22 protein-coding genes are annotated in these 19,110 nt (G+C 58.1%); 10 read left to right on the plus strand and 12 right to left on the minus strand.

The genetic code is table 11. The features are described 5' to 3' along the window. Positions 1 to 3: 3 nt before the first annotated feature. Together MHY24_RS02520 and MHY24_RS02525 are read right to left on the minus strand one after the other, a co-directional pair. Positions 4 to 774, minus strand: a complete 771-nt coding sequence (locus MHY24_RS02520) for a phage antirepressor N-terminal domain-containing protein (RefSeq protein WP_239228258.1) — start codon at positions 772 to 774, stop codon at positions 4 to 6. Positions 775 to 835: 61 nt separating this feature from the next. Then, positions 836 to 1,096, minus strand: a complete 261-nt coding sequence (locus MHY24_RS02525; RefSeq protein ID WP_239228259.1) for a helix-turn-helix domain-containing protein — start codon at positions 1,094 to 1,096, stop codon at positions 836 to 838. A 140-nt stretch (positions 1,097 to 1,236) separates the two neighbouring features. On the opposite strand from MHY24_RS02525, the gene MHY24_RS02530 reads away from it, so the two are divergent. The 9 genes from MHY24_RS02530 to MHY24_RS02570 all read left to right on the plus strand — a co-directional run bounded on the left by MHY24_RS02530 (position 1,237) and on the right by MHY24_RS02570 (position 8,191). Next, positions 1,237 to 1,755, plus strand: a complete 519-nt coding sequence (locus tag MHY24_RS02530; RefSeq protein ID WP_239228260.1) for a helix-turn-helix transcriptional regulator — start codon at positions 1,237 to 1,239, stop codon at positions 1,753 to 1,755. Further along, the gene (locus MHY24_RS02535; RefSeq protein WP_239228261.1) at positions 1,748 to 2,125 is read left to right on the plus strand and encodes an ImmA/IrrE family metallo-endopeptidase; all 378 of its coding nucleotides are present in this window, start codon (positions 1,748 to 1,750) and stop codon (positions 2,123 to 2,125) included. The genes MHY24_RS02530 and MHY24_RS02535 overlap by 8 nt, the downstream gene beginning before the upstream one ends. Then, complete coding sequence (locus MHY24_RS02540; RefSeq protein ID WP_239228262.1) at positions 2,125 to 3,027, plus strand: TM2 domain-containing protein; 903 nt, start codon at positions 2,125 to 2,127, stop codon at positions 3,025 to 3,027. The genes MHY24_RS02535 and MHY24_RS02540 overlap by 1 nt, the downstream gene beginning before the upstream one ends. Before the next feature lie 36 nt (positions 3,028 to 3,063). Then, complete coding sequence (locus MHY24_RS02545; protein WP_239228263.1) at positions 3,064 to 3,834, plus strand: PH domain-containing protein; 771 nt, start codon at positions 3,064 to 3,066, stop codon at positions 3,832 to 3,834. Between the two features lie 184 nt (positions 3,835 to 4,018). Continuing rightward, positions 4,019 to 5,185, plus strand: coding sequence for a site-specific integrase (locus MHY24_RS02550; RefSeq protein ID WP_239228264.1), 1,167 nt, complete (start codon positions 4,019 to 4,021; stop codon positions 5,183 to 5,185). 365 nt (positions 5,186 to 5,550) lie between these two features. Continuing rightward, complete coding sequence (locus MHY24_RS02555; RefSeq protein ID WP_239228265.1) at positions 5,551 to 6,456, plus strand: Abi family protein; 906 nt, start codon at positions 5,551 to 5,553, stop codon at positions 6,454 to 6,456. A 173-nt stretch (positions 6,457 to 6,629) separates the two neighbouring features. Then, positions 6,630 to 7,601 (plus strand): TDT family transporter, encoded by a 972-nt coding sequence (locus MHY24_RS02560; RefSeq protein ID WP_367398044.1) that lies wholly within the window; start codon positions 6,630 to 6,632, stop codon positions 7,599 to 7,601. An 18-nt stretch (positions 7,602 to 7,619) separates the two neighbouring features. Beyond that, the gene (locus tag MHY24_RS02565; RefSeq protein ID WP_239228266.1) at positions 7,620 to 7,817 is read left to right on the plus strand and encodes a hypothetical protein; all 198 of its coding nucleotides are present in this window, start codon (positions 7,620 to 7,622) and stop codon (positions 7,815 to 7,817) included. Further along, positions 7,817 to 8,191 (plus strand): hypothetical protein, encoded by a 375-nt coding sequence (locus MHY24_RS02570; protein WP_239228267.1) that lies wholly within the window; start codon positions 7,817 to 7,819, stop codon positions 8,189 to 8,191. The genes MHY24_RS02565 and MHY24_RS02570 overlap by 1 nt, the downstream gene beginning before the upstream one ends. A 2-nt stretch (positions 8,192 to 8,193) precedes the next feature. On the opposite strand, the gene MHY24_RS02575 is transcribed toward MHY24_RS02570, so the two are convergent. From MHY24_RS02575 to thrC, 4 genes are read right to left on the minus strand one after another with little or no spacing between them, the layout of a single operon-like run. Then, entirely contained in the window at positions 8,194 to 8,739 is a 546-nt protein-coding gene (locus MHY24_RS02575) for an NUDIX domain-containing protein (protein ID WP_239228268.1), read from the minus strand. A gap of 29 nt (positions 8,740 to 8,768) precedes the next feature. Continuing rightward, complete coding sequence (locus MHY24_RS02580) at positions 8,769 to 9,602, minus strand: trypsin-like serine protease (protein WP_239228269.1); 834 nt, start codon at positions 9,600 to 9,602, stop codon at positions 8,769 to 8,771. Further along, positions 9,580 to 9,726: a hypothetical protein gene (locus MHY24_RS02585; protein ID WP_204608261.1), complete on the minus strand. Its 147-nt coding sequence runs from the start codon at positions 9,724 to 9,726 to the stop codon at positions 9,580 to 9,582. Before MHY24_RS02585 ends, MHY24_RS02580 begins: the two co-directional genes overlap by 23 nt. Before the next feature lie 3 nt (positions 9,727 to 9,729). Then, on the minus strand, positions 9,730 to 11,172 hold the full coding sequence (gene thrC, locus MHY24_RS02590; protein ID WP_239228270.1) for a threonine synthase: 1,443 nt from the start codon (positions 11,170 to 11,172) through the stop codon (positions 9,730 to 9,732). 39 nt (positions 11,173 to 11,211) lie between these two features. On the opposite strand from thrC, the gene MHY24_RS02595 reads away from it, so the two are divergent. Further along, positions 11,212 to 12,519, plus strand: a complete 1,308-nt coding sequence (locus MHY24_RS02595) for a nitrate/nitrite transporter (protein ID WP_239228271.1) — start codon at positions 11,212 to 11,214, stop codon at positions 12,517 to 12,519. A gap of 13 nt (positions 12,520 to 12,532) precedes the next feature. Here MHY24_RS02595 and MHY24_RS02600 read toward each other — a convergent pair whose 3' ends face one another. From MHY24_RS02600 to MHY24_RS02625, 6 genes are all read right to left on the minus strand, one after another. Next, complete coding sequence (locus MHY24_RS02600; protein ID WP_239228272.1) at positions 12,533 to 13,240, minus strand: AAA family ATPase; 708 nt, start codon at positions 13,238 to 13,240, stop codon at positions 12,533 to 12,535. 10 nt (positions 13,241 to 13,250) lie between these two features. Then, the gene (locus tag MHY24_RS02605) at positions 13,251 to 13,469 is read right to left on the minus strand and encodes a hypothetical protein (protein ID WP_239228273.1); all 219 of its coding nucleotides are present in this window, start codon (positions 13,467 to 13,469) and stop codon (positions 13,251 to 13,253) included. A gap of 145 nt (positions 13,470 to 13,614) precedes the next feature. Continuing rightward, positions 13,615 to 14,064 (minus strand): hypothetical protein, encoded by a 450-nt coding sequence (locus MHY24_RS02610; protein ID WP_239228274.1) that lies wholly within the window; start codon positions 14,062 to 14,064, stop codon positions 13,615 to 13,617. Positions 14,065 to 14,074: 10 nt separating this feature from the next. After that, complete coding sequence (locus tag MHY24_RS02615) at positions 14,075 to 14,419, minus strand: hypothetical protein (RefSeq protein WP_239228275.1); 345 nt, start codon at positions 14,417 to 14,419, stop codon at positions 14,075 to 14,077. A gap of 97 nt (positions 14,420 to 14,516) precedes the next feature. After that, on the minus strand, positions 14,517 to 17,588 hold the full coding sequence (locus MHY24_RS02620; protein ID WP_239228276.1) for a bifunctional [glutamine synthetase] adenylyltransferase/[glutamine synthetase]-adenylyl-L-tyrosine phosphorylase: 3,072 nt from the start codon (positions 17,586 to 17,588) through the stop codon (positions 14,517 to 14,519). A 7-nt stretch (positions 17,589 to 17,595) separates the two neighbouring features. Then, positions 17,596 to 18,933: a glutamine synthetase family protein gene (locus tag MHY24_RS02625; RefSeq protein ID WP_150850861.1), complete on the minus strand. Its 1,338-nt coding sequence runs from the start codon at positions 18,931 to 18,933 to the stop codon at positions 17,596 to 17,598. Between the last annotated feature and the right edge of the window lie 177 nt (positions 18,934 to 19,110).

The following is a 19,110-nucleotide window of genomic DNA, read 5'->3' on the forward strand; positions in this document are numbered from 1 at the left end:
TCCTTATGCGGTGGTGTAGTACTGGTCCCACACGCGCTGCATCAGCTCTCGGTCTGCTTCGGTGTAGCCGTTGACCTGGCGAACCTGACCGTTCGGTAGGGTGAGGTCGTACTTTTCCGGTTCCTTCCCCTTTTCCAGCGTGTACAGTGCCTTCATGCGCTTGCCGAACATTGGGGCCACGGACTTCATCTTCTTGTTGGAGAGGTTCTTCGACTTCAGGAAGTCCGCCGTATACAGGGGGCGGGTCTTCGGGTCGAGTTCCGGGGCTTCGCCCAGGCCGCGAGCTAGTACGATGCGGGCCTTCGCTTCTAGATGGTCAGGGTGGATAAGGCCCTTCGCTGCCTGGCACAGTTCCATCTGCATCTGCGATTGACGCATCAAAGCGTTTAGTTGGTGTTCCTCGGCGCGGGGGTTGATGGCGCCACCTTTGTGGAAGTAGGCGTCGAGGGCGTTAACTGCTTCGCGCTGGTAGGCAATGAGTGTTTCTTTAACCTCTGGCGCTACGCGGGTCTCATTAATCGTGGCGAGCCACATCGTGAGCGTCCGACGGTCCACCATTGCCATTTCGCGCTGCTTGCCGTCCGCTCCAACCGTGGTCAAAATTTGGACGGTTGACCAAGAGCGATCTGTGAGCTTGCGGTGTTGGCTCTTCCAGTTGATTCCGAGAGCATCGCAGATGTGGCGGGCTGCTGCCCATTCGGTGCCGTCCTTCTGTACCGCCATGATGGGGCTGGAAGCCCCTGGCACCGGGATAGTTACTAGCTGGTTTCCCATTGTGCTAATCTCCTTATAGATACTTACTTTTTGGCTCGGTGTTCCAGCACCGGGCCTTTTCTTATGCGACGGACCGGACTCGGACTCGTCGTGTGCGCATTTCTTCTTCGGTTACGTCGAATACGTCCTCAAATGACACGGGGCAGTTAGTGAGGATGGCTCCGATTAGTCGGGGTCCTGCCTCTGCTTTGTCATTGAGTTGGCGGCTAATTGTCGAGGGGGCGCAATCGAGTTTGTCTGCGAGGGCTGCGATGCCTCCGGCTTCATTGACTGCGTCCTCTAGCCACGCTTTGCGGACTCGAACTGTATGAAGGAAAGTCATGCAACCTCCTTGTTTGTGCGTTCGCAAACTCTGTTTGTGCTTGCACAATTGAAATTACATGACTGTTTGTGCCTGCGCAAGTATTGTTTGTTTTGTCGCTACCACTTGCTATTTTGCGTCTGCGCAAATATGGTTAAGTCATGACTTCAACACGTTGGTGGCAATACATCGAACCCGTAATCAGCGGCATGACAATGCGAGACGCCGCGAAACAGGCAGGCTTCAATCAAAGCGCCTTCACGCGCTGGAAGAACGGCGCCAAAGCAGACCCAGACTTCGTTGTTAAATTCGCCCGCGCCTTCCACCTCAACGTCTTAGAGGCACTCGTAGAAGCCGAGTTCATAACAGAGAATGAAGCTAACCTCACGGAGGTAACAGTGGGAGGTCCCGCACTTGCCGACGCCACTAACGAACAGGTCCTGGACGAAATCATGCGCCGTTCCGACCCACAAGCGCGTTACCTGTTCGGAAACGAGAGCGACAAGGGAACCATTGGTCTAGCCCCACACCTCACCCCCGTGTCCGATGCGTCTGCTTCACTACATGATGACGATGATGGCCTGGTCCAAGAATGGGACGATTCCGTACCGCACGCGGCGGATAGTAGCCCCGACGAGCAGGCCGAGCGTGAAAAGCGAGGTGAAGACTTGATTGATTAACACCGATGCCCTCATAGATGTGGCGCAACGGCGCGGGTATCGGGTGAGGTGGCATCGTGGCGGCCCGAAAGCAGCATGGCTCCCCCACCGCAACACCATCAGCCTGCGCGTCGGCATGGATGATGTCACCACCCTGTGTTCCCTAGCCCACGAGTTGGGCCACGCGCATTACGGTGACCCTCCCGGCCACCACGGGCCACATGAAATTCGTGCCGACAGGTTCGCAGCCCGACTCCTCATCAACCCCCACGACTACGCCGCTACTGAAGCAATCTACGGACCACACCCCACCCTCCTAGCCCACGAGCTAGGCGTCACGGTCAAAGCCCTAAAAACTTGGCAATCTCTCTACGAAAGGCAAGCAGCCTAATGACCCTCCTAAAAATCCTAGGCGAAAACTACTCCCAAGAAGTTGACCGCGAAAGCTTCTTCTTTCCCAACCTCCGAGAATTAGCCGAAGACAATCTAGCCGGCCCAGGAGAAGAGTTTGAACTCGACCTTAAGCTACTCCCTGTCACTGACTACTACGGCATGGACAGAGCGATCATCGTCCGCGAATCAATCAATACCTTGGGCTGGCTCCCAGAAGACGATATGGACTATTGGTGGCAGCTTGCATGCGCCGTCCACGACGCCGGAGGAACTATCGAAGTCCCCGGCCGCGTATGGACCAGCCGCGATTGGGAGAAAGACTTCTACGCTTCCGTGCGCCTAGATATGCCCACCATGGCGGAAGCAGAAACAGAACTAGAAAACGATGGCGTAGAGCTCACCGCAGCAAACCGGAAAGCGTGGACGAATTTCAGCAACTACATCGAAGAATACTGGGACCCACGCTGGGTTGAAGCCCACGGCATGACCGAGGACGAAGTAGAGCAACGAAAAGAAGCTACCCACCGTGAAGTTGAGGAATATCTAGCTCAGCGAAAGCTCGAGAAGGAACGCACCAGCCCATACGACGGTTGGCAGCAAACACATGCCCAGCCCTCCCCTTACCTCCAGGAGCCACAGCAGGACTACCACCACGCCACTGCTGGTTATGCTCCGCAATACATCCCCGCAACGCATATCAGCCTGCCATTGCTGTGGTTCCTTTGGCTCGTCCTAGGACTTTTCGGAGGTCACCGTTTCTACCTCGGGAACATCGGAATTGGCATCATTCAGTTGTTCACCGCAGGTGGTTTCGGAATCTGGTGGTTGGTAGACGCATTCATCATGCATAACCGAGCTCGCGCCCTCGAATCCGGTACAGAACCGCGCATCAAGTTTTAAGGCCTTGAAAACTCTCTACGAAAGGACAGCAGCCTAATGACCCAGATATCCCGTCGCCTCATCGCGCCAGACCAGGATGTACTTTCGGCAATCGCACAATTCGTGCAAACCAAGTTCCCGAAGTACGAACTCGATACACAAGCAGATAGCGTCTCTGCCCGTCGGAAAGTTTTATGGCAAAAGCAGGAAGCCACATTTCAGGTAACTGGTGGACAACTAACCGTAACTGGCAACTGCCAAGAGGCCGACAAAGTTGTCTATAAGACTTTGAAGGCTATAGACGAAATGATTGATGACCGCGGATGGGCAGAGGCAGCGCGTACCCACGGAATAAAGTCGGTAGCAAAAGGCCACCTGCTAAAGGACCAGGTGCTGGATGCGTTAGAGCCCACTGAACGAATCGTGGTTGCTGCCCAAGGGCATTACGATGGGAAGATCACAGTCCTTACTGTTACCGAAAGGCGCATTTTGGTCGTCTCTAACGATGTGATCGGTTTTCAAGGGGCATCGAAGACTATTGCGCTGGATAAAGTTTCCTCTGTCTCGGAGAAAACTGGGTGGGCGTTGGGGTCTATCCGCATCTCTACCTCGAATGATGAGATTGAGGTGGAGAAAGTGGCGACCGATGAGGCGAAGGCAGTTGTGTCCGCAGCGCGTCGTGCACTCGAGCAGGTTTCTGCGCCGTCCTCTGCATCTGAGTCCAGCGGTAGTTTAGACGATTTGCAGAAGCTCGCCGACTTGCACGATGCCGGTGTGCTGACTGACGAAGAATTTGCAGCGGCTAAAGCCAAAGCGCTCGGACTGTAAAAACTGGGGGTGACCCCGTGGAGCTTAGCTCGAAACACGGGGCCACCCTGTAGGCCCACGGGGGGATGTGGGCCACCAGCAGTATAAGACAAACCCGCCCCTGGCGCTCGACATGTGGAAGTAGAGAGCGCCAAGGACGGGAATCATCAAGCCAAAAAATGACCTGACAGGAGAAGTGTATCTGATGGCTATTCAGAAACGGCTTAACAAAGCCGGGAAGAAGATCTACGTTGCCCGCTGGCGGGACCCGTCCGGCAAGGAGAGGTCTAAAAGTTTTTCCCGCGAGAAGGCGGCAAAGGTGCACCTCCAAGAAATGGAAAGGGCTGTACGCCGCGGGGAATACATTGAGCCGAGCGATGTCACGGTAGAGGATTTAGTCCAGGCCCGCGTTGACGAGGCGGGCAATACTTCCACCCGCAATTCGCGCCGATCGCTTCTTGCGAATCTAGGGGATTTGAGGAATATGCCAGTGCAGAGCGTGAAGCCGGCGCATGTCAGGGCGTGGATGACATCGCTCGAGCAGCCGCGCTCCTGGGCTGGTGATAAGCCACTGGCACCGTCGACTATTAACATGTTGGCCTCCATTCTTCACGGAGTATTTTCGCAGGCGGTGCTGGATGACGTGGTGGGGCGCCACCCAATGCGCGGGGTGAAGATTCCGCGGACGGAGGTAGGCGCCGAGCGTGCGGACATTCCCACGGTCGAGGATGTGCAAGCGCTGATTCGTACGGCGCGGGGCACAAGTGTGGGGCGTGGCCCTAATTTGACGTTGGCGGCGATGATTCAGGTTGCGGCTGAGACTGGGCTACGTGCTGGTGAACTATGTGGTTTGCGGGTTCGGAATGTGAATTTTCTGCGCGGTGAGATTCACGTGGTGGAGCAGATTAATCAGCGCAGTGGTGATTTTTCACCTTTGAAGACCGAGTCCTCGCGGCGTGTGGTGCCGATTGGGCCGGGGACGGTGCAGGTTATTGAGGAGCAGTTGCGAAGGGTGCCGCGGGCGCCGGAGGAAACGGTGTTTTGCACCAGGGAGGGTAGGCCGCTTTCTTCTTCGAGTTTGTCGGCTCGGTTTCGGACGGTGGCGCGGCGGGCTGGTGTGGATACGACGTTTCATGCTTTGCGGCATTTTTATGCTTCGTCGTTGATTGCTTCGGGGGCGTCGGTGGTGATGGTGCAGCGGGCGTTGGGGCATGCTTCGGCGTCGATGACTCTGAATGTGTACTCGCACCTGTTTCCTGGGGCGGATGAGGGGTTGCGTGGGATGGTGCCGCAGGTGCGGGATTTATGCGGGATCTCGAGCGATGATGAGGACACTGGGGGCAGTGTTCGTGCTGGTGGTGGGGGTGTTTAGTGGGTTGTGGGTGTATTACGACTGCTAGAGCTGCGCTTGCCGACGCCCCCTCTCGCCACCAGCTTTCCGCCTTCCTAGGCTCCCTAATTGCTGAGTGCCGATTGGGGGCTTTGCAGATCCTCTGTGCACTTTGGATTCAGAGGTTTTACACCGACTATTGACAAGCGCCCTTGATTCTTAGCGGTGGCCACTCCTTGTTGTTTGACTATCGCAGCGTTTTCAAATGCATGGCACTTGAGCAAAACCTTGCGCAAATGATTACTAAGATTGCGCATTTTGAGCTATACTTTAGTCAATCGATACCCCCTCCAAGCTTCCCATAGGAACAGCTCAATATGAGAGGGGGGCTTTGCTATTCTGAAGCAATGAACCGCAGGAAGAAGTTCCTTAGCATTGAAGAACAAGTTAGTTTAATTCAACGCCGTGGGTTAACCCTTCCTTCCGAGAAATCTGCTAAAGATTTCCTTGAGCGCCAAAACTATTACCGCTTTTCGGGCTACATGCGGTACTTCCAAGAAGACATAGCCGGTGACGAAGCCAAATTCCTTCCTGGCACCCAGTGGGATGAAATAGTTAATATCTACCGGTTGGACATCGAACTTCGTTCTCTTCTTCTCCGCGGGCTCCAAGAAGCAGAGCTTGCGGCCAGGACGGCCTTTGCTCTCAGCGAAGGTGAAATCCATTCTCCTTATGAGAAGTATCTTCAGCCCACTGCGTACCGGCGCCCACCAAGTCCGGCCATGCGGCCCACACACAATCTAATTATCAGTGAGCTCAAGCGGTCTAAGGAACCATACCTCCACAAATACCAAAAGGACTCAGGGTCCGACACTGAAAGGTGGGTTTACGATGTCCCAATTTGGGTGGCCGTCGAGGCTCTGTCCTTTGGTACGTTGTCGAAAGCAATAAGCTTCCGAAACGACAACAACCAAGTTTACGCAAAGACTTGTTCCATTCTTGGCGTAAAGAAACAATATTTAGCGCGCCAATTGCGCTCTTTTACATTCGTGAGAAATAAGTGTGCTCACTCAGCTCGGTTATGGAACAGTTTCGTCTTGGACCAACCTGCAGTATCCAATGCTACGAAGCGGCGTGCTGAGAAAGTTTTAGGTCAAAATTATGGCGAGAACTCGCTACTAGCAGTAATTGTAGCCCTTGATAACTTTCTCTTCCTTACAAATTCGTGGGTTGGATTTTTGGATGAGTATATGAAGCTGGTCGAACGAAATCCGGATTTCCACCAAGGTATAGCGAATCCTCATCATTCATAGCCTCCCTTGGTGCATGAACACGCAATGGTATTCCAGCCCTTTTCTTGCGACCCCAGACACACATTCACGTGGGTTTGACCCCCGCCCCTAAATGCACGCTTAGCGAGAGTTCTCACCAGCAAAAACGACAGCAAAATTCTGATAACCCGACCGAAAGAAATTAACATGTGGGTGTGACTAATAGATTCCGCCAACTCCCAGCCCCTGGCCCCGCGTGGGGAGGCAGCCTCATGGGCACCTCCATCGTCTCGCGCCTGCTCGTGGAAGAAGGCATGATGATCCTGGCCGGCATTTTTGCCGCCATCGCGTGCGTCATCTTTGTCGTTCTCACCGCGGGCTTCTTGCGCTACCGCCACCCTAGCTTTGAGCGCACCACTATGGCGGAGTGGTCGATGTTTTTCATCGGAATCTTGGCGCTCGGTGCCGCACTTTCCGGCCTGACGGATATCCCTACCTTCCGTCTCGTGGGCTTTTGGATCGGTGGCCCGGTTACGGTTATTACGTGGGCTATCCAGCTCACGCGCTTTCATGGCGAGCCGAAATTCACCTGGGGCCTGCCGCTGGTCGGCCCTATGATTTCGGCTTCCGTTTCCGGTTGGCTGGCTAATGATTACGGCCCGCTCTACCACGTGATGGGTACGGTATTTTTCTTCATGTCCCTGGTGACGGCGGTGCCCACCTTCGCCCGCGTGTACTGGTCGGCATGGCACGGCAAGGTGGATTTCACCGGCGCGAAATCGGCCACCGCCTGGGTCCCGCTTGGCGTGGTGGGCCAGTCCACCACGGCAATGCAGATTCTCTTCCCCGGCCCGGTGTCCATTTATTACGGCGTTACGGCGCTTATTATCGCCATTCCGCTGTCCATCTACGCGATGTTTACCTTCTATCCCAATGTGGCGCGGTGGGTTCCGTACTCCCCGGCGTGGTGGTCCTGCACGTTCCCGCCGGGAACCGTGAGCATGGGCGGCCACCAGCTGGCATTGGTCAATGGCTCCGAGCTTATCGACGCCATTGCGCTCACCATCCCCGTCCTCCTCACCGCCCACTGGATGCTGTGCTCCACCCGCTTCCTCAGCTGGGTGTGGGAAGGAAAGAAGGAAACCGGCCCTGAAGAGCCGCTCATTAAGACTGGGCCCAAAAGGTAGCAAGGAGGCGCAGCCACTATGCGAGACGCCAGCTTCGAACGAGGCAAGCGCCGCACGCGTGAAGCGCGACCGCGACGCGAGCACTGGAGCAGGGAATACGCAATCTATGCGGAAGATTCCTGGGGCATCGATGACTTGGGGCCCGAAGGCGGCGAGAATTCCGTGCGCGCCTATTCCGGCGGCCGCGCAGATGGCAATCGTCGCCGGCGCCGCTGATGCATAATAGCTCCCCTATCACCTTCATCGCCTGGGACCGCGCCAACGTGGCTGCGGTGAGGGAGGTTCTCGCTGGCCTGCAGCGAGACGGCATCTACCTGCGCCGCGGCCACCTGCTCTTGGAGACGTCGTGGCTTGGCTCTGGCGCGCGGGATTTCTACGCCACTGCATGGCGCTGGGGCGCGCAAGACTGCCCGCTCTTTTATGCCCTAGCCCGGCGCGGAAAGCTTTTGCTTACTATCAGCGATACCGTGATTTCCTGCGGCAGCAAAGACGACATTGCCGATGCACGCGATGGCATTGCACAAGAGCTCATCGCTGTCCAGAACCCGCAGCACTTGTGCGGGCTGCTTGCCGACGCCGCAGAAGAATAGCCCTACAGTCCCGGTTGCTCGCTGCGCTTCATCCAGCCCATGCGTGGAACAAAGCCGCGGGGATGCTTCATTTGGGCTACGGCGTCGGCAATCATGAGGCGGTGGCGGCGCGACACGCTATCAGGAAGCTTCGCCACGGAAAACCACCCAGCCTCGGTATTTTCTTCGTCGCTGATGACCGGCTCTGCGCCATCCGCTACTGATACGCGCAGCGCGGTTCCCATAAAGGTGCACTCATCACCGTTGGGGTAGGTCACGGGGCCGGACTGCCCCACGCCCAATAGCGCTTCCACCTTGGCGTCAAGGCCGACTTCCTCTTTGACTTCTCGCAGCGCGGTGGTGGTGATCTCCTCGCCTGGCTCGCAGATTCCTTCCACCGGGGTCCACGTACCATTATCGGAGCGCTTTACTAGGAGCACGGAGGGGACTTCCCACAGCGCGGCGTCTGCCGGAACATCGCGGATGATGATGGCGCTGCAGGCCGGCACAAAGATCTGATCGTGGCCAATCTTTTCGCGCAGCTGAACAATAAAATCTGGAGTCGGCATGCCACCTAGCGTAGACCAGTGCGGCGCACTTAAGCCATGGGTCCCAAGACCTCTTTAGCTAGAAGCTGAATATCGGTGGCCAACGTGAAAGACAGCTCCATGTCCGTCTGCGTGGTCTGGCAGGTGTGGCCCTCTTCGAGGCGCTGCGTCGTTCCGGAAACCACGCCCACGATGGTTTGTCTTCCTTCTACTTCGCCATACACCGGACCACCGGAGTCGCCATTGGTGCTGCATACGCGCGCCCTAGCGGCAAGCGAATCACGCTGGAGTCCCTCCGAGTTCAGCTGCGCCATCTCTGCATCATGGGAAAGCGTGCCGCAGGTCTCATCGGTCACGCGGCCAAGCTTGCACAGCTGAAGCGGCAGGTGGGCCAAGGAAGTAGCGACGCTATTGTCTACCGCCCCGGGGACGTAGTACTCAGCGCTGCCGGTGATCTCAATAAAGGCCACGTCGAGGTCGTGGCTGTCGTCGGCATAAAAGTCAGAGTAGATGACCTCGCCGATAGGTTCAGCGGGGTAGCTGAAGTCGCCGTCGGCGGTGCCGGCCCAGACCTTATCACCTGGTTTGCCACAATGGGAAGCGGTAACGGCGATCGTTCGGGCGTCGGCAAGCGTAAATGACCATGCCGCGGTACAAGACTGGTAGTTGAAGTAGGCACCCGGCCGCGGTTCATCGCCGGAGAGATCCAAGGCGGTGCCCGGCGCGAGCGGCGCCGCGGCCGGGGAGTAAGACTCATTGGGAATGAGGTTTTTATAAGACAGGGCGGAGAAACTTGGCTCTTCCCCACCCCGCACCGGGCTGCAGGCCGCAAGGAACGCGGCCGTGCACGCTACAAAGACGCTAGTTGCTCTCCGCGTCCGCATCCCCGGCGTTGTCCTTGTTCTCTTCTTCCGCATCCATCTCCGCCTGGGCTTTGAGATCGCGGATGAACTTTTCCGGATCAAACTCGGTGTAGTGTTCCGGGCCGGCAAAATTTTCTAGGGCCATGGTCTAAACCTCCGTTTTCTGAATCGACGTGGTGATGTAATCCTTGACCTCCGCGGCATCATTAGGCAAGTCCTTGACGTGCCGCTCAGTATCGAGGATGCCGGCAAAGCGCTCGGGCGGCTCAGGGGCAGAGCCGATGGCTTCCGTGATCGTCTCGGCAAACTTCACCGGCAGCGCGGTCTCCAGACACACGATTGGAGTCTTTGCCCCCTCGCGCTGTGCGCCACGAGCCACCTTGATGCCGTCGGCCGTGTGCGGATCCGCCAGGTAATCAAAGCGCTCGTGTACGTCCTTGATGGTGGCTAGGCGATCGGCATGGCTGGAGGAACCGGACAGGAAACCATAGTCCTCGCGGGCAGCAGCAATCTTGTCGTGGTCGAGGCTAAAGCCGCCCTCTTTCACCTTGGTGCCGAATAGTTCCGCGGTTTCGGCTGCATCGCGGCCGAGCAAGTCGAACGCAAAGCGCTCAAAATTCGAGGCGCGCGAGATATCCATGGACGGCGAAGAGGTTGCCATGGTCTCTGCGGCTGGACGCGGCCGGTAGTTTCCGGTGCGGAAGAACTCATCCAGCACATTATTTTCATTGGTAGCCACGATAAGACGATCAATGGGAAGGCCCATCTGGCGAGCGATGTGGCCGGCACAGATATCGCCAAAGTTACCGGTGGGAACGCTAAAGGAAACTTTCTGATCGGCGGTTTCGGTGACCTTGAGCCAGCAGGAGATGTAGTAGACCACCTGGGCCATCAGCCGTGCCCAGTTAATGGAATTGACCGCGCCAATGCGATAGGCGGCCTTAAAGTCAGCATCTCCCGATACCGCCTTGACCACATCCTGGCAATCATCGAAAACGCCATCTAGAGCGATGTTGAAGATATTCGGGTCATCCAGCCCAAACATCTGCGCCTGCTGGAAGGCCGTCATTCGGCCGGCCGGGGTGAGCATAAAGACGCGAATCCCGTGGCGCCCGCGCATCGCATACTCTGCAGAGGACCCCGTATCGCCGGAGGTGGCGCCCAAAATATTGAGGGTCTCACCGCGCCGGGCGAGCTCATATTCGAAGAGCTCCCCCAAAAGCTGCATGGCCATGTCCTTAAATGCCGCAGTTGGCCCTTCGGATAGATGGCCGATGAAAAGGCCCTCGCCTAATTCGGTGACGGGAACGATTTCCGGGTCCGCAAACTTGGGGCTGGTGTAGGCGCGGGCGGCGATGGCCTCGATGTCTTGCGCTGGAATATCGTCAATGAAAAGCTTAAGTACCTCGGCCGCAAGTGCCGCGTAGCCTTTGTCTGCTAGGAGCCTGCGCCATGAATTTAAAGTGGCGGAATCTAGCTGTGGGTAGCTCTCAGGCAGGTATAAACCGCCATCGGGGGCAAGCCCGCCGAGGAGAATATCTGTAAAAGATGCGGGCTGACGGACGGTATCGCGGGTCGAAATGTACTTCACACAAAAGAATCTTAGTAGTTAAGGCGTAAGGTATCAGCCATGTCGCAGCCGAATCCCAAAGAAGTCATTACCACTCAGGCTTTGAGCATTTGGGTAGCCGCCATGGCGGTCTACCTCGTAGCGATTACCGGCCGTACCTCTTTTGGTGTGGCCGGTTTGGATGCCATTGAGCGCTTCGATGTCGATGCCGGCCGTATCGCGGTCTTTACCTCTGTGCAGTTGGGTGTGTATGCCCTAGCCCAAATCCCCACCGGCATCTTGATTGATAAATTCGGCCCGCGCTTACTACTCGTGGTCGGCGCGGTCATTATGGGCATTGGCCAGGTCGTCCTGGGCTTTACCACCAGCTATGGCGTGGCCATTGCCGCGCGCGTGCTCATCGGCGCAGGCGATGCCACAGCCTTTCTCTCCGTGATGCGCATCCTGCCCTATTGGTTCCCACTGCACCGCACCCCCATGTTCACCCAGGTGACGTCGTCGTTAGGGCAGATGGGTCAGTTCATTTCCGCGGTGCCCTTCCTGTGGTTGCTGGGTGCGGCCGGATGGACCGCTGCCTTCGTTACCCTTGGCGCGGTGGGCATCCTGGTAGCCATCGCCGCCATCGTGGCGGTGGCAGACTCACCAGAGAAGTTGGGGATTATCCCCACGGAGAAGGAACCACCCAACTCGCAGGCCACCAGCATCCCGGCCCGCTTGAAAACGGTATTCCGCTCCCCGGTGGCCTGGCAGGCCTACTTCATCCACTACATCGGCATGCTCCCGCTCATCGTCTTTGTCATGCTGTGGGGCATGCCCATGATGACCCAGGGCATGGAGATGTCCAAAGCCAAGTCCAGCCTGGTGCTCACCTTGCTGGCGGTATTTTTGGTCTTCGTTGGCCCCTTGCACGGCAAGATTTCCTCCCGTGCGCAGCATGTCCGCCCGTGGCTTAGCCTCGGGTTTGTCGCGGCTCACGCACTGACCTGGCTGATTTTCTTTACCTTTGGCACCGACAGCGGCCTAGCCGCAATCTTGGTGGTGTCCTTCGTTACCGCACTGTGCACGCCGACGGCTAACTATGGCTTCGATATCGTGCGTGAGCGCATGGACCGCTCCGTGGTGGCTACAGCTACTGGCTTGGGAAATATGGGTGGGTTTACCTCTGGCATGTTGGGCGCGCAGCTCTTCGGCATGGTCTTGGACCACTCCTCGGACGCCCCTGATTACTCCATGCCAGATTTCACTGCCGCCGCGGCTGCGGTGCTAGCCGTTTGGGTAGTAGGCATGATTGGTGTGGTCATTACCCACTTCCTTCGCCGTCGCGCGGGCGAAGACGGGCCTTCGGTCACCATCGTGGAGGTTTCCTAGACCCCTCGGTTGATTACCCTGGGTTGAGGATGAAGCGAATGGTCCCCTCAGGGTCCGCCAAAAGCTCCCGGGTTGCCGCCACGGCTTCCGCTTCGTCGAAGGCGATGCGCTCGAAGCCAGTATCGTTGAGCTCCACAATGTCCGCACCAGGGCAGGCCAGAAGAATCGGCGAGTGCGTGGCAATAATGACCTGTGCGCCGCGGTCAACCGCTTGGGCAATTTCCCCTACGAGGGCCAGTTGCCGGATAACGGACAGCCCAGATTCTGGCTCATCAAGGATGTACACGCCTTGGCCATTGATGTGCTCGTAGAGCAGGTCGAAGACGGATTGCCCGTGCGAGCGGCGAGACAAATTCACGTTCTGAGAAAGAGTCGAACGACCGCCACGTTCGGCCGCTGAATCCCCACGTCCAATCAAGTGCTCGTGCTTTTCGGCGCGCAGGAAATAGGCACGCTGGATAACTTCCTCTGTATCGCAGCGAATGGGGCTGCGAGGAACGATTTCATCTGGGTCATCCATGCGGCCGCCCGCAGGTGAACAGCCCAAATCACTAGCCACGCCAGCGAGCAGGCTCGATTTGCCAATGCCATTTTCACCTACAAAGACGGTGACTGGACTCCGCAACTTGAAGCTGCCCAAATCAACTAAGTAGTCGAAGACAGGCAGCTCGGCGCGGTAGTCATCAGGCTTGAACTTCAGGCTTAGGGCATCAACCAGCATGGGCCCTAGGTTAATTCAGTTCATCGAGTACGCGCAGCGCGTCTTCTTGCGCTGCCGCCGCGCCAAAGTTTTTCAGGTGGTCGCCCAAGTCGCCGGCCGGAACTGATTGGGCGATGGTATCGGCCGGCACAGTATTGACGGCATAGGCCACCCCTACCCCGCCGGTGATGGGGATGGCAATGGCGGTGAGTACTCCCACCGCGGTCGACAGCGTGGTCTTGAAAGTCATAGTCTCCTCCAGAGGCTTCGGCACCGAGCACCCTGCCCGTTACCAATTTGTGATGTTTTACCTTAGGAAGAGTTACTGCCAAGGCCATGCCGCCTAGCTGCGGGTTGCCTGAATTTTCGCGCCCAGTTCGCGAGGAAATAAAGGGCTAGTTTGCTGGATAGCTCTCGGCCACGATGCCATCGCTGGCCGGCATCACAAGGCCTCGCTCAAATGCTACGAGGACTGCCTTTTCATCGGATTCGCTGATGTCACCAGACTCCACCGCACTGTTGAGCTCGCGCTCGAGGTAGACGCGCACATCGGATTTTCCGTTTTCCGTCTGGGTAATATCCCGCGGGACGGAATTGAGCGGGATGCCCAGCGCCTTCGCCAGGGAGGTCACGCGGTTGGCGTCGGTGGAATCATCGGCCTTGATGTCACCATTGACCTGTGCGGGCATGTCTTCTTGGACCACGCCACCGGCCACGGCCTCGCCCACTGTCTTCGTCCCCTTGGGGGGATTATCGTGATTGGTGGCCCACACCCCGACAGCGATAGCCACGATGACGGCCACGGCTACAAAGGCCCACAGGTAGATGAGCTTATGTCGATACACTCCGCTGATTTTAGCCATGGTAACCAGCACCATCGCCGAAGGAACCGTAGTCATTGCCGCGAGGGTTCTCGCCGCGATCATTGAGGGCGTCGATGATGGAGCGGATGGTGGCCTCCCCTATGCGGTCGGCGCGCCCCCACGAGCGAGCGGCCTGGCGAGAATTGTGCGGTGCTGAATCTGGGCGCGGCGGCACTGGCTTTTCCTCCCGAGGCGTGGAGACCTCGATGGTCAATGTGGTGCCGTCAAGGTGGAGGACGTCACCGTCGCGCACGCCCGCAGCACGCGCTGCAGAAAGCAGCGCGGATAATTCGCCTACCGTGGCGTTGTCCACATCGAGTTGCAGCTTAAAAGACATAACTAGCCAGTCCTTTCTTATTCCCATCCCACTTTAGAGTCCAAAAGTGCAAAAAGTAAGGCCGTGGTGCGCACAACGGGGACTTTCAAGGCTAACTCTAAGAATGCTCGAAGGATTCCTCCTCGCCCCAAAAGACCTCATCTACAACCTTCCGGGCATGGCGGGTAAGTTTCAGATAGTTCTCTAAAAACTCTTGGTTCTCCTCCGGCGGCCAGCCAGCGGCACCGGCCACCTGGGCCAGCTGCGGGCCGGGCCCGGGCAACTGGTCCACGCGCTTGCCGCGCACGAGCACCAGTGCATTGCGGGCGTCGGTAGCCATAAGCCAGGCGTCGCGCAGGTCCGAGACCTGCTCGGCAGACAGGATTGCGTTTTCCTCTAAGGCATCGAGCACACGCAGCGTGGACGGATCGTGCAGCTGGGCATACTCGTGAGCATGCATCATGGTCAGTAGCTGCACAGTCCATTCAATATCTGAGAGCGCACCGCGCCCCAGCTTGGTATGAGTATTGCGGTCCGCGCCGCGCGGAAGGCGCTCATTGTCCACGCGCGCCTTCATCCGCCGGATATCGCGAATGGTCGATGCGCTGGCACCGCCTTCTGGGTAGCGGAAGCTATCGACCATGGATATAAATCGCTCGCCTACTTCCCTATCGCCAGCCACGAAGGCCGCGCGCAACAAAGCCTGCAGCTCCCAAGACTCGCCCCACTCGCGGTAGTAGCGCTCATAGGAGGAGATGGTGCGTGCCACCGCACCGGAGCGGCCCTCTGGGCGCAGGCCCAAATCGACGTCCAGCGGCGGATCGCCCGAAGGCTTAGACAGGCGGCGCCGAAGCTTATCGACGATCCCGATAGCCCACTTCACAGCCTCCCCTTCCGCACCAGAGTCATCGGCCGGTTCGCTAGGTTCTGCCACCACAAGCACGTCCGCATCTGAGCCAAATCCCAGCTCCATGCCTCCCAAGCGGCCCATGCCAATGACGGCGATGCGCGCTGGCGGCTCCGCGCCCTCGTTAGCCAGGCGCCACGCGCGCACCTCGGCGCGAAGTGCAGCCTCAAGGACGGCATCCCAAATTGTGGATAGCTCATGACATACCTGCTTGACCGGCATAAAGCCCAGCAAATCCGCACTGGCGATGCGGGCCAGCTCCACTCGGCGCAACGAGCGCGCCACCGCCACTGCTTTATCCGGGTCGGCGTGGCGCTTGCTGGAATTGACCAGCGCCTTGGAAACCTGTTCGGGCTTGGTTTCTAGCAATTTGGGGCCAGTGGCGCCGTCGGAAAGCTGCTTGACCGAATCCGGCGCGCTAATAATCAGATCAGAGGTAAACGGCGAGGTACCCAGAATGTGCATGAGCCGCTGGCCCACAATTCCTTCATCGCGCAGCATGCGCAAGAACCACGACCTATCGTTCGCGGCCTCCGAGAGTTTGCGATAGTTCAACAGGCCCATGTCGGGGTCTGCGGTATCAGCCAGCCATTCCATCAAGGTTGGTAGCAAAATCGCTTGGATGCGTGCCTTGCGCGAGGTTCCCGCCGCCAGGGAAGTCAGGTGCTCGAATGCACGCTCGGGGTGGTTATAACCCAGCGCGGCCAGCTGCAGCTTGGCGGCCTCCGGCGAAAGCTTGAGCTCATCGGCGGACATGGTGACCACGGAATTAAGCAGCGGCCGGTAAAACAGGCGCGAGTGCAGCTCGGAGATCCGCAGGCGGATTCGGCGCAGGTGCGACAGCATGCGCTCGGCCGCCGACTTGGTGCCCTGCGGATAAAAGCCGGCGATGCGCGCCAGCCACTTCATCCCCTCTTCATCGTCCTTTTCCGGAAGCGTGTGCGTGCGGCGGAAGCGCTCCAATTGCAGGCGGTGCTCGAGCAGGCGCAGAAATTCATAGGCTTCAATGAGTTGGGTGCCGTCCTCGCGGCCGACGTACCCCGCTGAAATCAGCGCCTCCAGCGCCTCCACCGTGGAAAGCGCTCGCAGCGTCTCATCGGAGCGTCCGTGCACCAATTGCAAGAGCTGGACAGCAAATTCGATATCGCGCAGGCCGCCCACGCCTAGCTTCAGCTCACGGTGTTTGAGTTCTTCGGGAACATTGGCCAGCACGCGGCGGCGCATGGCCTGTACGTCCTCAACAAAGGACTCGCGTTGCGACGCCGTCCACACCATCGGTCGGATCTGGTCCAAATAGTCCTGGCCTAGTGGGAGGTAGCCCGTCATGGCGCGCGCTTTAAGGAGCGCCTGGAATTCCCACGTCTCCGCCCACCGCTTGTAGTAGGCCACGTGGGATTCCAAAGTGCGCACCAACGCGCCCGACTTTCCCTCCGGGCGCAGGTTTGCATCCACCTCGAAAAAGGTGGTGGATCCAATGCGGTTAAACTCCGCCGCCAGCCGCGTGGCCCTAGGGGTTGCCTCGCTGCCGACGAAGATGACATCCACATCGGAGATATAGTTCAGCTCGCCTGCGCCACACTTGCCCATCGCCATGACTGCCAGCTGTGCATCCAAGGGGTCATCGCCGTAGATGGTGCGCACGGCGCAGGCAAGGGAGGCGGTCAAGGCGGCGTCGGCAAGCGCGGTAGTCAGCGCCGTAATCTGGCGGAACCCTACCTCCGGCTGAGGCTTAGTTTGGCCTTTGCGCGCATGGAAGGTGCCCGCCACATCGCAGGCGGCAATGCGCATCATCAAAGTGCGGTAGGTCGTGCGCAGCGCCTGCTTATGCTCCCCCTCGCCGGCGCGGTAAGTGCCCGGCGCGCTCAAGTCCTTGCGCGCCGGATCGGGCCGGTCAATGTCATCCGCAAAGTCCGCGGGCTCGGCATCGACGGCACCGAGCAAGCTTTGCAGCATCTCTTCAGACTGCGGAAGGGGTTTTTCTAGTTCTCGCCACAGCTCAGGGTGCGCCGCGAGGTGATCGCCAAAGGCGGTCGACGCCCCCAGTAGTGCGAAGAGGCGCACGCGCAGAGTTTCATTGGAACGCACGGCATCATCGAGCTCTGGGGCTTGTTCATAGATGCGGATCAGATTATTGAGAGCCAGGTCTGGGTCACCCACGGCAGCGAGGGTCCACAACAGATCCGCAGATTCCGGATTCTTCCACCCCAGCTGCTCAATATCCTGCGCAGCATGCGGGCGGGTAAGACCAAGTGTGGCCGGTGAAGGCACAGCAGCAGGACGCATTTTTCTCCTAGAAGTTCAGGTTATTGCGCAGCTCAAAGGTGGTGATTTGGCTCTGATAGTGGTGCCACTCATCCCACTTGGAGCGCAGGAAGAACTCAAAGACGTGCTCGCCCAAGACTTCTGCCATGAACTCGGATTTTTCAAATTCGCGCAAGGCCTGATCCAGGCTGGTGGGTAGATCCTTATAGCCCATTGCCCGGCGCTCGCGGCGGGTGAGCTGGTGGACATCGTCCTCGGCCGGATCATCGAGCTCGTAGCCTTCGCGGATGCCTCTCAGGCCTGCCGCTAGTAGCACCGCATAGCCCAGGTAGGGGTTCATCGAGGCATCAATGGAGCGGATTTCTACCCGGCGCGATTCTTCCTTGGTAAGCCGGTAGGTGGGAACGCGGACCAGCGCGGAGCGATTCGATACTCCCCAGGTGGCTGCGCCCGGCGCCTCGTTGCCGAACATTAGGCGCTTATAAGAATTGGTCCACTGATTCACAATCGCGGACATCTCCGTAGAGTGCTCCAAGATGCCGGCGATGAACTGGCGGCCGGTCTGGGACAAAGAGAATTCATCATCCGGATCGTGGAAAGCATTGGATTGGCCTTCAAAAAGGCTCAAGTGGGTGTGCATGCCAGAGCCCGGCAAATGTTCGAAGGGCTTAGGCATGAAGGTGGCGCGCACGTTGGAGTTGGTGGCCACCTGCTTGATCACGTGCCGGAAGGTCATGATGTTATCGGCCATGGTGAGCACGTCCGCATGGCGCAGATCAATTTCTTGCTGGCCCGGCGCGGTTTCGTGGTGGCTAAACTCCGTGGCGATTCCCAGCGATTCCAGCGCTAGCATCGCCTTCCTGCGGAAAAGCGGGGCGGTATCGTGCGTTGCTTGGTCGAAGTAACCGCCGTTATCCGTCGGTACCAAGTCGGTGAGTTCGCGGCCGCGCTCGAAGAGATAGAACTCGATTTCTGGTGAGGCCATGCAGGTAAACCCATCGTTAGCGGCCTCGGTGACCTGGCGGCGCAGGATATGGCGCGGGTCCACCATGGAGGGTTGGCCGTCTGGCTGTGCGATATCGCAAAACATGCGGGCCGATTGCAGGTCCGGCTCGTCCATATCAAAGGGCAGAATCTGGAAGGTGGAGGGATCTGGCAGCGCGATGGTGTCAGACTCAGAGATGCGAGAAAAGCCCTCTACGGAAGAGCCATCGAAGCCAACACCTTCTTCAAAGGCCGATTCCAACTCGGACGGGCTCATGACCACGGATTTAAGGGCGCCCAGAATATCCGTAAACCACAGGCGGATAAAGCGGATATCGCGTTCCTCAACGGTGCGCAAGACAAATTCGTGTTGGCTATTCATGCTTTAGACCTTACCGGCTCTCCCCCGAGGGATGTGCAGTTCATGCGACAGTTTTTCCAGGGCGAAATGCGCAGGTCGCAAGAGTATCTAGGGGGTGGCCAGCGGGGGCTTTTCCGGCAGGAGCCAGCTTCCGCGCATGCTTTGCTAAGTGGGCAAGCGAACATACGTACACCTCTT

This window comes from Corynebacterium sp. ACRPQ (assembly GCF_022347225.1).
In the GTDB taxonomy this organism is placed as follows: Bacteria; Actinomycetota; Actinomycetes; order Mycobacteriales; family Mycobacteriaceae; genus Corynebacterium; species Corynebacterium tuberculostearicum_D.